This window comes from Azospirillum sp. UENF 112521, assembly GCF_058780665.1.
Genome location: NZ_JBSNCI010000002.1, coordinates 1116173 through 1129861, shown reverse-complemented (window position 1 = coordinate 1129861; position 13689 = coordinate 1116173). Strand labels below are relative to the sequence as shown.

Annotated in this window: 9 protein-coding genes and 1 pseudogene; 6 read left to right on the top strand and 4 right to left on the bottom strand. The window is 67.7% G+C overall.

Annotation, left to right across the window (positions count from 1 at the left end):
• Positions 1–52: 52 nt before the first annotated feature.
• Positions 53–631 carry an HD domain-containing protein gene (locus tag ACWPN8_RS07645; protein WP_492240393.1) on the top strand — a complete coding sequence of 193 codons (579 nt, stop codon included), beginning with the start codon at positions 53–55 and terminating at the stop codon, positions 629–631.
• A 342-nt stretch (positions 632–973) separates the two neighbouring features.
• Complete coding sequence (ccoG, locus tag ACWPN8_RS07640) at positions 974–2491, top strand: cytochrome c oxidase accessory protein CcoG (protein ID WP_492240391.1); 1518 nt, start codon at positions 974–976, stop codon at positions 2489–2491.
• A 72-nt stretch (positions 2492–2563) separates the two neighbouring features.
• Here the strand turns inward: ccoG and ACWPN8_RS07635 are convergent, their stop codons facing one another.
• Positions 2564–5410 (bottom strand): [protein-PII] uridylyltransferase, encoded by a 2847-nt coding sequence (locus ACWPN8_RS07635; protein WP_492240389.1) that lies wholly within the window; start codon positions 5408–5410, stop codon positions 2564–2566.
• 372 nt (positions 5411–5782) lie between these two features.
• Here ACWPN8_RS07635 and ACWPN8_RS07630 point away from each other — a divergent pair, with 372 nt between their 5' ends.
• The 3 genes from ACWPN8_RS07630 (at position 5783) to ACWPN8_RS07620 (ending at position 7725) form a co-directional block, all read left to right on the top strand.
• Positions 5783–6457 carry a hypothetical protein gene (locus tag ACWPN8_RS07630; protein WP_492240388.1) on the top strand — a complete coding sequence of 225 codons (675 nt, stop codon included), beginning with the start codon at positions 5783–5785 and terminating at the stop codon, positions 6455–6457.
• Positions 6458–6841: 384 nt separating this feature from the next.
• Positions 6842–7204 carry a hypothetical protein gene (locus ACWPN8_RS07625; protein WP_098740047.1) on the top strand — a complete coding sequence of 121 codons (363 nt, stop codon included), beginning with the start codon at positions 6842–6844 and terminating at the stop codon, positions 7202–7204.
• A gap of 197 nt (positions 7205–7401) precedes the next feature.
• Positions 7402–7725, top strand: a complete 324-nt coding sequence (locus ACWPN8_RS07620) for a hypothetical protein (protein WP_492240386.1) — start codon at positions 7402–7404, stop codon at positions 7723–7725.
• Between the two features lie 53 nt (positions 7726–7778).
• Here the strand turns inward: ACWPN8_RS07620 and ACWPN8_RS07615 are convergent, their stop codons facing one another.
• Positions 7779–8309, bottom strand: a complete 531-nt coding sequence (locus ACWPN8_RS07615) for a hypothetical protein (protein ID WP_492240384.1) — start codon at positions 8307–8309, stop codon at positions 7779–7781.
• Between the two features lie 262 nt (positions 8310–8571).
• On the opposite strand from ACWPN8_RS07615, the pseudogene mutS reads away from it, so the two are divergent.
• Positions 8572–11209 (top strand): annotated as a pseudogene (gene mutS / locus ACWPN8_RS07610) (DNA mismatch repair protein MutS).
• A gap of 193 nt (positions 11210–11402) precedes the next feature.
• Here the strand turns inward: mutS and ACWPN8_RS07605 are convergent.
• Both ACWPN8_RS07605 and purF read right to left on the bottom strand, forming a co-directional pair.
• Positions 11403–12110, bottom strand: coding sequence for an SDR family NAD(P)-dependent oxidoreductase (locus ACWPN8_RS07605; protein ID WP_109449424.1), 708 nt, complete (start codon positions 12108–12110; stop codon positions 11403–11405).
• Positions 12111–12190: 80 nt separating this feature from the next.
• Complete coding sequence (gene purF / locus ACWPN8_RS07600; RefSeq protein ID WP_199237667.1) at positions 12191–13639, bottom strand: amidophosphoribosyltransferase; 1449 nt, start codon at positions 13637–13639, stop codon at positions 12191–12193.
• Positions 13640–13689: the final 50 nt, after the last annotated feature.

Sequence of the window (13689 nt, the reverse complement as noted above, 5' to 3'; positions counted from 1 at the left end):
ATCGGGGTCCCCGGGGCGGAGGATACTGCAATGCCCCAGCCGAGAGAACAGCATGACCTTGCCAAACGCCTCCCCGACAGGCGCTCCCCTCCTCGATTTCGCCCGCGCGCTGGATTTCGCCGCGCACAAGCACATCGACCAGCGCCGCAAGGGCGTGCGCGCCGAACCCTACGTCAACCATCTGTCGGAGGTCGCCCTGCTGGTGGCGGAGGCGACGGCGGGCAAGGATTCCGTCGTGGTGATCGCGGCGCTGCTGCACGACACGCTGGAGGACACCGACGCCAGCTATGAGGAGATCGAGCAGCTGTTCGGCACCGAGGTGGTGCAGGTCGTCGCCGAGACCACCGACGACAAGCGCATGTCGAAGGCCGAGCGCAAGCAGCACCAGATCGACGCCGCCCCCAAGGCCTCGACCCGCGCCAAGCTGGTGAAGCTGGCCGACAAGGTGTCGAACCTGCGCTCCATGGCGCACAGCCCGCCCGCCGACTGGCCGCTGTCGCGCAAGGTCGAGTATTTTGAATGGGCCCATGCGGTGGTCGCCGGCCTGCGCGGCACCGACGCCCGGCTGGAAGCGCTGTTCGACCGCGCCTACCACGACGGGCTGGCGGAGCTGCGCGGGCAGACGGTGTGAGGCGGAAGGGCGGTCGCCCGACCGCAGAGCCGTGTCGCCGCAGGCAACGATTCACACGGATTACACGGATTTTGACACGGATTACACGGATCGGGCCGCTCCTTGGGAGGGAATGTCCGGATATGGAGCGCGCTGAACCGGGGAGGTTCCGTGAAATCCGTTTTTAATCCGTGAAATCCGTGTCGATCTTGCCGGCATCGCCGATGCGTCGGGTTCAAGCGGGCGTTCGCCAGATTAAGCGGGCCGGATTGACATTGCGCAATGCGGCTCCATCACGGAAGTCTTATGGAGAAGGGACGACGCTGACGCCACCCGTGCCGCTGACGGCCGAGGAAAGATGCCATGTCCCTTCGCCAAGAAGACACCACCCTCACCCGCCGCCCGGACCCTGCCGGCAAACCGGCCGCGTCCTCCCATGCCGAGCCGCATGAGGAGCCGGGACGCCACTGGTTCATCAACCGGCCCAAGGTCTATGCCGCCGACGTGAAGGGCCGCTTCCGGCAGCTGAAATGGGCGGTGCTGATCGTCCTGCTGGCGGTCTACTACATCACGCCGTGGCTGCGCTGGGAACGCGGGCCGGGCATCCCGGACCAGGCGGTGCTGATCGACATGGTCGGGCGCCGCGCCTATTTCCTGTGGATCGAGATTTGGCCGCAGGAGGTCTATTACCTGACCGGCCTCCTGATCCTCGGCGCCTTCGGCATCTTCTTCGCCACCACGCTGGCCGGGCGCATCTGGTGCGGCTATGCCTGCCCGCAGACGGTGTGGACCGACCTGTTCATGTGGGTGGAGCGCAAGATCGAAGGCCCGCGCACCACCCGCATCCGGCTGGACAAGGCGCCGATGACCGGGGCCAAGCTGGCGCGCAAGACCGCCAAGCATGCGGCGTGGGTCGGCATCTCGCTGCTGACCGGCGGCGCCTGGGTGTTCTATTTCAACGACGCGCCGACGCTGATGGGCGAGCTGCTGCACGGGCAGATCACCAGCGGGGTGGCGACCTTCATCGCGCTGTTCAGCTTCACGACATATTTCTTCGCCGGCTGGGCGCGCGAGCAGATCTGCATCTATGTCTGCCCGTGGCGCAGCTTCCAGTCGGCGATGGTGGACGAGGACACCTTCCTCGTCACCTATGAGGACTGGCGCGGCGAAGGCCGGGCGCCGCTGCGCAAGTCGCAGGGCTGGGACGACCGGCAGGCGGCGGGCCTGGGCGACTGCATCGACTGCAAGCAGTGCGTCCATGTCTGCCCGACCGGCACCGACATCCGCGAGGGACAGCAGATCTCCTGCATCGGCTGCGGCCTGTGCGTCGATGCCTGCAACGACGTGATGCGGCAGATCGGCCGGCCCATCGACCTCGTCCGCTTCGACACCCAGTCGAACCAGATCGCCAAGATCGACGGCAAGCCGGAGCGGGTGAAGCTGGTGCGGCCGCGCACGGTGATCTATTCGCTGATCATGCTGATCGTGCTGTGCGCCATGGGCATCGCGCTGATGCTGCGGCCGACGCTGGACGTCAGCGTGCTGCGCGACCGGGCGCCGCTGTTCGTCATGCTGTCGGACGGGTCGGTGCAGAACGCCTATACCATCAAGGTGCTGAACAAGACGCACATCGCCCGCAGCTATGCGGTGAGTCTCGAGGGCTTGCGCGATGCGCATCTGTCGGTGGCCGGCGATGAAGCGGCCGGCAGCGGCGGCAGCCTGACGCTGACCGCGGAGGCGGATTCGGTGGCGACCTTCCGGGTGTTCGTGAAGGTGCCGGCGGCGGCGGTGAAGTCCGGGTCGACGGATGTCGCGGTGATCGCCAAGGATCTGGGCAGCGGCGAGGCCGGCAAGCACGCCAGCGTGTTCATGGCGCCGTAGACGGCTGTTTCCGGGGGTCCATGCCCTCTCCCCGGGGGGAGAGGGTTACCGCTCCGAGGGAGAGGGTGTGTTTTACGCCCCCGTCACCTTCGTCCGCGTGCGCTTCACCGTCGCGGGCGGGGGAGCGTCGCCGGTGGGGTCGTCGAGCGCGCTCAGCAGCCGTTCCTTGATCTTGGACAGCTTGCCGTCATGCGTCACCTTCAGGCCGAAGACGTCCTTCACATAGAAGACGTCGATGGCCTTCTCGCCGAAGGTCGAGACCTTGGCCGAGCTGATCTGCAGGGTCAGGTTCGACAGGGCACGGGTCAGGTCGTAGAGCAGGCCGGGACGGTCGCGGCCGTTCACCTCGATCACCGTGTGGGTGGTCGACGCGTTGTTGTCGATCAGCACGCGCGGCGGCACATGGAAGACACGGGTGCGGCTGGCATGGGGCGTGCGGCGGGTCGACAGCTCGTTCAGCGGCTTCAACTGGCCCGACAGCACCTTCTCGATCATCACCGACAGCTTGGCGAGCTTGTCGCCGCTCTCGAAGGCACCGCCGCCGGCGGCGTCCTGCACCGAGAAGACGTCGAGCGCCATGCCGTTGGTCATGGTGAAGATGCGGGCATCGACGATGTCGGCGCCGCAGGCGGCCAGCGCCCCGGCGAGGCGGGAGAACAGGCCGCTGTGGTCGGTGGCGTAGATCGTCACCTCCGTCACCGCCCGGCCGCGGTCGACGCGGGTCTCCACCGTCAGCGGGCGCTGCGCCCGCTCCGCCTCGCGGACGATGCGGGCCTGATGGGCCAGCGTGTCGGTGTCGAAGGCCAGCCAGTAGCCGGGATAGCCCAGCCCCTTGTGATGCTCGAAAGCCGCCTCGTCGAAGTCGGTCAGCTCGGCACGCAGGGCAGCCTGGGCGGCCTGGATGCGCCGGCCGCGGCCCTCCACCGTCATGCCGCCGGACATCAGCTCTTCGGAGCGGTTGTAGAGTTCGCGGAGAAGCGTGGCCTTCCAGTTGTTCCAGCGCTGCGGGCCCACCGCGCGGATGTCGGCGACCGTCAGCACCAGCAGCAGGCGCAGGCGCTCCGGCGACTGGACCAGCGCCACGAAGTCACGGACGGTCTTGTCGTCCTCCAGGTCGCGCTTGAAGGCGGTGTGCGACATGGCGAGGTGCCAGCGCACCAGCCACGCCACCGTCTCCGTCTCCTCCGCCGTCAATCCCAGGCGCGGGCAGAGCTTCTCGGCGACGCGGGCGCCCAGCACCGAATGGTCGCCGCCGCGGCCCTTGGCGATGTCGTGCAGCAGGACGGCGACATAGAGCGCCCGCTTCGACACCACCTTGTGGATCACCTCGGTGGACAGCGGCAGCTCGTCGGCATGCTCGCCGGACGCGATCTTGTGCAGGATGCCGAGCGCGAACAGCGTGTGCTCGTCCACCGTGTAGACATGGTACATGTCATACTGCATCTGCGCGACGACCCGGCCGAAGTCGGGGATGAAGCGGGCCATCACCCCGGCCTCGTTCATCCGGCGCAGCGTGATCTCCGGATCCTTCGGCCCGGTCAGGATGTCGAGGAAGAGCCGGTTGGCATCCGGATCGTTGCGCAGCTTCGGGCCGATGGCCGACAGCGACCGGGTGATCGACCGGAGTGCGGCCGGGTGGATGTCGATGTCGTTCATCTGCGCGGTGTGGAACAGCCGGATCATGTCGATCGGCTGCTCCTTGAACTGCTTGTCGTTGCGGGCGTTCAGCCGCTCGCCGTCGACGATGAAGCCGTCCACGTCCTTGCGCCTTGCGACCGAGGCCAGGCGCAGCAGGTTGAACTTGGGCGGGCGCTTCGATTCCGCTTCGAGTGCGGCGCAGAAGATGCGCGTCAGGTCGCCGACATCCTTGGCGACCAGGAAGTAATGCTTCATGAAGCGCTCGACGCCCTTGGTGCCGGCATGGTCGGTGTAGCCCATGGCGGCACCGATGCTGGTCTGGACGTCGAAGGTCAGGCGGTCTTCCAGACGGCCGGTCAGGTAATGCAGGTGGCAGCGCGCGGTCCACAGGAAGTTCTGCGCCTTGGCGAAGCGCTGCGCCTCCTCCGGCGTCAGCACATGCTTGCCGACCAGCTCGTCCACCCCTTCGACCCGGTAGAGATACTTGGCGATCCAGAACAGGGTCTGGAGGTCGCGCAAACCGCCCTTGCCGTCCTTCAGGTTGGGTTCCAGCACATAGCGGCTGTCGCCCATCTTCAGGTGGCGGTTGTCGCGCTCGGCCAGCTTGGCCTCGACGAATTCGGGACCGGATCCTGCGACGACCTCCTTGTCGTAGCGCTTGCGCAGCTCGGCGAACAGCTTGCCCGGCCCCCAGAGATAGCGGGATTCGAGGATCGCCGTGCGGATGGTGACGTCGGCCTTGGACTGGCGGATGCACTCGTCGATGCTGCGCACGGCATGGCCGACCTTCAGCCCGAGATCCCACAGGATGTAGAGCATGTATTCGACCACCTGCTCCACCCGCGGCGTGCGCTTGTAGGGCAGCAGGAACAGCAGGTCGATGTCGGAGAAGGGCGCCAGCTCGCCGCGGCCGTAGCCGCCGGTGGCCACCACGTCGAACACCTCGCCCGACGTCGGGTTGGCGGTGGGGAAGATGAAGCGGACGGTGAAGTCGGCCAGCGTGCCGACCACGCGGTCGGCGAGGTAGCAGTTCTCCCGCACGCACTGCTCGCCCGATCCGCCGGCATCGAAGCGCCGCCGCACCTCCGCCCTGCCCTCGGCCAGCGACTTGCGCAGGCAGGCGATCAGCGCCGGGCGCAGCTTGTCGCCGGTGCCGTGCTCGGCGACCAGATCCTCAAGCTCCCCCGACAGCTTGCGGCGGGAGATGATGGCGCGCTTGTTGGGGATGGCGGGCGCGGGCGACTTTGGCGGGGCCGGCGTCTTGGAGCGGGAGGACAGCATCGGTCAGGAAAAACCTCGGCGTTCGCGCGGTCCGGACGGGCCGCACCGTTCGCACTATAGCGTTAAAGCCATCAGGTAGCACGATCAGGTAGCGCGTCCAGGATCGAATCCCGGCGCAGGGCGCGGCCCGACCGATCCGCGCGGCGACCGGACCGCAGAAGTTGCGCGCCGACCGCGGCGACGGCCTCATTGCAAGGACGATCATCCATTGGCTGTCGCCTAACGGTGCCTATCGCTTTAGAGGAGGATTTCACTGGACCAATACCCCCTTTTTTAGTAAGAAAATTCGCTGCGTACGAGAAGGTTCCCGCAATTTACGTATCGATTTTCCAGTTCTGACGCTTTTCCTCAACTTCGCGGAGTCATTGGAAGATGAATGGCATGTCTCTGAAATTTTTGCAGAACTCCCTGCTTTCCTTGGCTCTCGTCGTTGGCCTTTCGGCCTGCAATCAGAATCGTGCCAACACCACGCTCGATTCCACCCCGGCCGCGCAAGCGCCGGTGAAAATCAATTTCTCCGCCATCAAGTTAAGGAACACCGTCAACCCCGAAGAAGTCATCCTGATCGACAACGGCCAGCAAAAATCGATGCAGTACCTCACGCCGCAGTTGCGGACGGCCGTGCGGGCCTTGGGTTTTGGTGGTGTCGGACAATATGCGGTGCTGAGAGGTGTTCGCGCGACGCTGCGCCTGACCGGCAAGCAGCCGATGTTCGTGATCGCCGTTCCCAGCAATGCCCAGCCCGAGAGCTACTTCACGCTGGCCAATTTCGCCGTGCGCGACAACGGAACCCGCGAGGTCATCGTCGGCGGCGGCTATATGAGCTACTCGACCGGCGTGAACAAGGACCGCGTCGTTCCGACCTCGGTCGAGAAGATGCCGGATCAATCGAAGGCCCCGAAAGGCTCCATCCTCTACGCGGTGGCGGTGAACGCTCCCCTGAACGAGGGCGAATACGCGATGATCTTCTACAACAGCCAAGTCCGCGCGGTCGGGTTCGCTGCCGGCGCCATGGACAGCTACTTCGATTTCGGCGTGGACAAATAATCCGTTCGCGGCCGGCGAAATCGGGAGTCCTCGCGCCGATTGAAGTGATGGGACGAGGGAATCCAGATCAGGGGCCCGATCAGGGGCCCGATCAGGGGATTGATCCGGATTTCACTCGATGCCGCCCCTCGGGCTGGCGGTGCGGACTGCCGCCAGTTTCCGGAAAATGCCACCGAAACGCCGACGGGTGCGGCCCCGGCGTCAGGAGTGTGGGGAAGCGACCGCGTTCCCGACCCTCGGCGCCGGATCGGCGGGCACGAACGCCCGCACTGAAAAAAGCGCCACCGGCGCCGCTGATGCCGCCGGTTGTGACCGCCGTCACAGCGGCACCGCCATCGCGTCGTCAAACTGGTCCCGTGTGGAGCGTAATGCGGGAGACGGGCCATGACCGGCCGGACGAGCACGGGACGCGCGGCGGAGACATCGGCGAAGGAGACGTCGCTGAAGGGACGGCGGGAGCTGGCGGCGCTGAACGACGCGCTGGCGCTGGCCGAACGCGGGCTGGGACGGCAGACGGTGGCGGCGCTGATGGCGCGGCTGCTGCGGGTGGCGGCGATGTTCCCGCGCTCGGTGGACGACACGCTGATGTGGCAGGTGACCGACCTCGTCACCGGCGACGACCTGTCGGACGGGGTGAAGCTGACGCTGATCCGCATGGGATGGGCGTCCATCGTCCAGGCGCAGTACCGGGCACACGGGCTGCGGATGGTCGACGCCCCGAAGCGCCGGCAGGCCGCCGCGGCGTGAGGTGAAGGGTCCGCGCAGGCCGGAGCCGGCAGGAACTGGCCGGCAAACCTTGCCCGGCGGCAGGCTCCGCCGCCCTGGCGGGCGCCTCAAGCCCCTGGAACGGAAAGACTTCCCGTTCGGCGTTGAAATTGCATCGCGCACCGCACTGCCGGCAGGTGCTGTCCGGCGGCGGCGCAACCGACAGCGGGACCACCGCGATGCAAGTCAACGGCTACAGCGGCTATTCGAGCGCGCTCCACACCCAGTCGCAGACGGCGGCCGTCCGCAAGGGCTGGGGCAGCAGTGCCGGACCGACCACCGACACCGACGCGGTCAACGCCTTCCTGACGGAGTCGAAGAAGACGCCGGCCGAGCGGATCCGCGACGACTGGCTCGCCCGGCACAAGATGACCGAGGACGACCTCAAATCGATGCCGTCGGAGAAGCGGGAGGCGGTCGAGAAGGAAATCGCCGAGGAGCTGAAGCGGAAGCTGACCGGGCAGGATGCCAAGCGCGGCGCCGTGATGAACCTGACCGCCTGACGCCGCCTGCCTGACGCAGCCTCCTTATCCCCTGCCCGACCCTGCCGTTTCCGTTACGCGTCGCGGACGCTCACATGCACGTTGCCGCCGCCCTCGCGATCCAGCAGGGCGGAAGCCTGGGCCTCGCGCTCCGCCGTCTCCACCCGCACCCACAGGATGATGCCGCCGGCCTCCAGCGCGCGGGAGAACTCGTCGGGCTTGGGATGGCTGGTCAGCTCGTCCAGATAATCCTTGATCGCCACGCCGCCGACGCCGGCCGCGACCAGCGCCGCCAGCGCCGCCTCGATGGGGCCGCCGACGATGGCGATCAGGCCGGCGGTGGTCAGGGGGAAGGCGTATTTCAGCTCACCCACCAGACCGGTCAGCGCCTCGTCGCGCGGCCGGTATTTCGGATCGGCGGCCTCCAGCGAGGTGTGGCTGGCCAGCACCGACAGGTCGGCGCGGTCGAAATCCGCCGCCAGCAGGGCCTCCACCGCGCGGTCGAACGCGGCGCGGGTGGCGAAGAGGGCAACGACCTCCCGCACCTCGGCAGAGGTGGCGGAAGAGATGGCGGCGGGCACGGTCTGCCCGGTCGATTGCGTCATGATGGCCGTCTCCCTATTTTTCAGCTTTCCCTATTGTAGCGACCGGTTCCAAGCGCCCGTCAACCGCGACAGGGACGGGAACCCGAGTCGTTCGTGCGCGTCCCATTGTCCCACATGCCATTGTCCCAGGCTCGGCTATCCGGCCTATCCCGCGGCTGCATATCCCGTGATAGGGTGCGCATCCGAAACAACACCCATCCAAGGCTCCGTGGTTCCCGTGTCCGACATCGCAGAAATCGTCATCCCGCCCGACGCCACCCCGATGATGGCGCAGTATCTGGAGATCAAGCAGGCGCATCCCGATTGCCTGCTGTTCTACCGGATGGGCGACTTCTACGAGATGTTCTTCGGGGATGCGGTCAATGCCGCGGCGGCGCTGGACATCGCATTGACCAAGCGCGGCCAGCATCTGGGCGAGGACATCCCGATGTGCGGCGTGCCGGTGCATTCCCACGAGAATTACCTGCAGCGCCTGATCCGCCAGGGCTTCCGCGTCGCCATCTGCGAGCAGATGGAAGACCCGGCCGAGGCGAAGAAGCGCGGGGGCAAATCGGTGGTGAAGCGCGGCGTCATCCGCATCGTCACCCCCGGCACCCTGACCGAGGACAGCCTGCTCGACGCCCGCTCCTCCAACTGGCTGGCGGCGGTGGCGGAGACGGCCGGCGGGCTGGGTCTGGCCTGGCTGGAGATGTCGACCGGCGAGCTGGTGGTGCAGCCGGTGGAGCGCACAGGACTTGGCGCGGCGCTGGGGCGGCTCGACCCGCAGGAGGTGCTGGTCTCGGAAAAGCTGAGCCAGAACGCCGGAGCTGTTCGAGCTGTGGGGCGAATGGAAGTCGCGGCTGACCATCCAGCCCACCCCGCGTTTCGACAGTGAGAACGGCAGGCAGCGGCTGCTGAACCAGTATGGCGTCGGCACGCTGGACGCCTTCGGCACCTTCACGCGGGCGGAGGTCGCGGCGGCCGGTGCGTTGGTCGGCTATGTCGAGCTGACGCAGAAGGGGCGCGTGCCCCGGCTGTCGCCGCCGCGCCGGCTGGGGCCGGGTGCGGTGATGGAGATCGACGCTTCCACCGCGCGCAACCTGGAACTGACGCGGACGTTGAGCGGGGAGCGGCGCGGCAGCCTGCTCGCCACCATCGACCGTACGGTGACCGGAGCCGGGGCGCGGCTGCTCTGCGCCCATCTGACCTCGCCGCTGACCGATCCCGCCGCAATCGGCCGCCGGCTCGACATGGTGGAATTCGCGCTTACGGGCGAGCGGCTGCGCGGCGAGCTGCGCGGCGCCTTGCGGAGCTGTCCCGATCTGGAGCGCGCTCTGTCGCGGCTGACGCTGGGCCGGGGGGGCCCGCGCGATCTGGCGGCGATCCGCGACGGGCTGCGGCAGGCCGGGCTGATCAGGGAACTGCTGGCAGGATCCATGCCGCTGCCGGACGGTCTGGCGGCGCTGGACAAGCGGCTGGGCGCGCATTCGGAACTGGTCGACCAGCTGACCCAGGCGCTGGCGCCGGAGCTGCCGCTGCTGGCCCGCGACGGCGGCTTCATCGCCCGCGACTACAGCTATGCGCTGGACGAGCTGGTGACGCTGCGCGACGAGAGCCGGCGGCTGATCGCCGGCTTGCAGACGAAATACGCCGAGATCGCCGGGGTGCCGTCGCTGAAGGTCAAGCACAACAACGTGCTGGGCTATCACATCGAGGTCACCGCTGCCCATGCCGACAAGCTGATGTCGGATAAGGGGCGCGAAGTGTTCATGCACCGCCAGACCATGGCGAACGCCGTGCGCTTCGGCACGGTGGAGCTGTCGGACCTGGAGCGCCGCATTTCGGAGGCCGCCGACCGGGCGCTGGCGGTGGAGCTGGAGCTGTTCGCCGGGCTGGTCGAGGTGGTCGCCGGCAAGGCCGACGCCATCGCGCAAGCCGCCCATGCGCTGGCGGCGCTGGACGTCGCCACCTCGCTGGCCGAACTGGCGGAGGAGCGGCGCTACAGCCGGCCGCAGGTGGACGACAGCCTCGCCTTTTCGATCAAGGGCGGGCGGCATCCGGTGGTGGAGGCGGTGCTGGACGCCGCCCATGGCGGGCCGTTCGTGGCGAACGATTGCGACCTGGCGCCGGACAACCGGCTGTGGCTGCTGACCGGTCCGAACATGGCCGGTAAATCGACCTTCCTGCGGCAGAACGCGCTGATCGCGATCCTGGCGCAGATGGGCGGCTTCGTCCCGGCGGAGCAGGCCCATATCGGGGTGGTCGACCGGCTCTACAGCCGCGTGGGTGCCGCCGACGATCTGGCGCGCGGGCGCTCCACCTTCATGGTGGAGATGGTGGAGACGGCGGCGATCCTGAACCAGTCGGGCACGCGGGCGCTGGTGATCCTCGACGAGATCGGGCGCGGGACGGCGACCTTCGACGGGCTGTCGATCGCCTGGGCCTGTGTGGAACATCTGCACGACGTGAACCGCTGCCGGGCGCTGTTCGCGACGCACTATCACGAGTTGACCATGCTGGCGTCGAAGCTGCCGGCGCTGTCCTGCCACACCATGCGCATCAAGGAATGGCAGGGCGACGTGGTGTTCCTGCACGAGGTGACGGCGGGGGCGGCGGACCGCAGCTATGGCATCCACGTCGCCAAGCTGGCCGGGCTGCCGCCGGCGGTGGTCGGGCGGGCCGACGAGGTGCTGAAGCTGCTGGAATCGGGCGACCAGAACGCGACGATCCACCGGCTGGCCGAGGATCTGCCGCTGTTCAGCGCGGCGCTGAAGCGGCCGGCGCCGAGGGCTGAGGTGGTGGAGGTTACTCCGGCGGGGCCGTCGGCGGTGGAGGTGGCGCTGGCGGGGATCGATCCGGACAGCCTGACGCCGCGGCAGGCACTGGAGGAGCTGTACCGGCTGCGGGGATTGATGCGCTGATTTCTCGGAGATCCCTTCTCCCCCTGCTCACGCGCAAACTTCGTTTGCGCTGACGCGACAGGCGGACCATAGGTCCGCCGAAAGCGGGGAGAAGGTTAGGATGAGGGGGTTCGGCGGAGCCGAAGACATTCGGCAGGTGCTTCCCCCTCACCCCGACCCTCTCCCCGGGGGGGAGAGGGGATTTAGGCAGTCGCTATTGCGCCTGAACCAACTCCCCGTGGCGCTCGCACCCGGCCTCGGCCAATTCCACGAAACGCTCGGTCACGTCGTCGGGCTGGGCGACCTTGGTCGGGTCCTCGCCGGGGAAGGCCTGGGTGCGCAGCTTGCTCGCCACCACGCCGGGGTCGAGCAGGTTGACGCGCAGGGTCGAGCCGGCGACCTCCATCGCATAGGTCTTCACGATCATCTCCAGCGCCGCCTTGCTGGCGCCGTAAGGCATCCAGTAATGGTGCGGCGCCTTGGCGGCGGCCGACGTCACGAAGATGGCGCGGCCGGTGCCCGACGCGCGCAGCAGCGGATCCATCGAACGGATCAGCCGATAATTCGCCGTCACGTTCAGGTCCATCACCCGCGACCACAGCTTCGGATCGTACTGGGCGACCGGACCCAGCGCCTCCAGCGCGCCGGCATTGCCGACGACCACGTCCAGCTTGCCGAAGCGCTGGTAGAGCGCATGGCCGAGCTGGTCGATCTTGTCGTAGTCGCGCAGGTCCATCGGCACCAGCGTCGCCGACTGGCCGGAGAGCTTCTGGATGGCGTCGTCGGTCTCCTCCAGCCCGCCGACCGTGCGGGCGACCAGGACCAGATGGGCGCCTTCGGCGGCGAAACGCTTGGCGACGGCGGCGCCGATGCCGCGCGAGGCGCCGGTGACGAGGGCGATGCGGCCGGAGAGACGGGACATGGGGACGACTCGTTTCCTGGGATTATTGTTCGTTCACATATGAAAAACCCTCTCCTGGGATGGGAGAGGGTTTTTCGAGGTCAGGCGCGAACCGGGACGTTCGACTCGACCGGCGGCTGGTCCAGCGCGTCGGTCAGCGGGATCGGGTAATCGCCGGTGAAGCAGGCGTCGCAGTAGCCGAGCTTGGCCGGGTCGCGCTTCTCGTCGCCCATCGCGCGGTAGAGGCCGTCGAGCGAGATGAAGGCGAGGCTGTCGGCCTGGATGAACTCGCGCATCTGTTCCACCGTCATGCGGTGGGCCAGCAGCTTGCTCTGCTCCGGCGTGTCGATGCCGTAGAAGCAGGGGTGCGAGGTCGGCGGGCTGGAGATGCGCATATGCACCTCCTTGGCCCCGGCGGCGCGCACCATCTCGACGATCTTCTTCGACGTGGTGCCGCGGACGATGCTGTCGTCCACGAGCACGACGCGCTTGCCCTCGATCATCGCGCGGTTGGCGTTGTGCTTCAGCTTCACGCCGAGATGGCGGATCTGGTCGGTCGGCTCGATGAAGGTGCGGCCGACATAATGGTTGCGGATGATGCCGAGGTCGAAGGGCACGCCGGCTTCCTGGGCATAGCCCAGCGCCGCGGGCACGCCGCTGTCCGGCACCGGCACGATCACGTCGGCGGGCACGCCGGCCTCGCGGGCCAGCTCGCGGCCGATGCGCTGGCGCGCCTCATAGACGGAGGTGCCCTCCATCACGCTGTCGGGGCGGGCGAAGTAGATGTATTCGAAGATGCACAGGCGGCGCTGCTGCGGCTGGAACGGGCGCAGGCTGTGGACGCCGCTGTCGTCGATGACGATCATCTCGCCCGGCTCGACGTCGCGGACATAGTCGGCGCCGACGATGTCGAAGGCGCAGGTCTCGCTGGCCAGGATGTAGGTGTCGCCGAGCTTGCCCAGCACCAGCGGACGGACGCCGAGCGCGTCACGCACGCCGATGACCTCCTTGGAGGACAGCGCCACCAGGGAGAAGGCGCCCTCGACCTGCCGCACCGCCTCGATCAGCCGGTCGACCGGCGAGCCGCCGCGGGCGGTCGCCATCAGGTGGACGATGACCTCGGTGTCGGTCGAGGACTGGAACAGGCAGCCGCGGCGGACCAGCTGGCGGCGCAGCACCTGGGCGTTGGTCAGATTGCCGTTGTGCGCCAGCGCGAAGCCGCCGAACTCGAAATCGGCGTAGAGCGGCTGGACGTTGCGGATCGAGGTGTCGCCGGTGGTGGCGTATCGCACATGGCCGATGGCGCTGCCGCCCTTCAGCTTGGCGATGATCGCCTCGGAGCTGAAATGGTCGCCGACCAGGCCCAGCGTGTGCTGGAGGTGGAACCGGCCGCCGTCGAAGCTGACGATGCCCGCCGCCTCCTGCCCGCGGTGCTGCAGGGCATGCAGGCCCAGCGCCGTGATGGCGCCCGCCTGCGGGTTGCCGTAGATGCCGAACACGCCGCACTCTTCGCGCAGCTTGTCGTCGTCGAACGGATGCGTCGTCAGCATCACCAGAAGTCCTTCGTCCAAGAGGCGCCGTCGGCGCGCGTCAGCACATG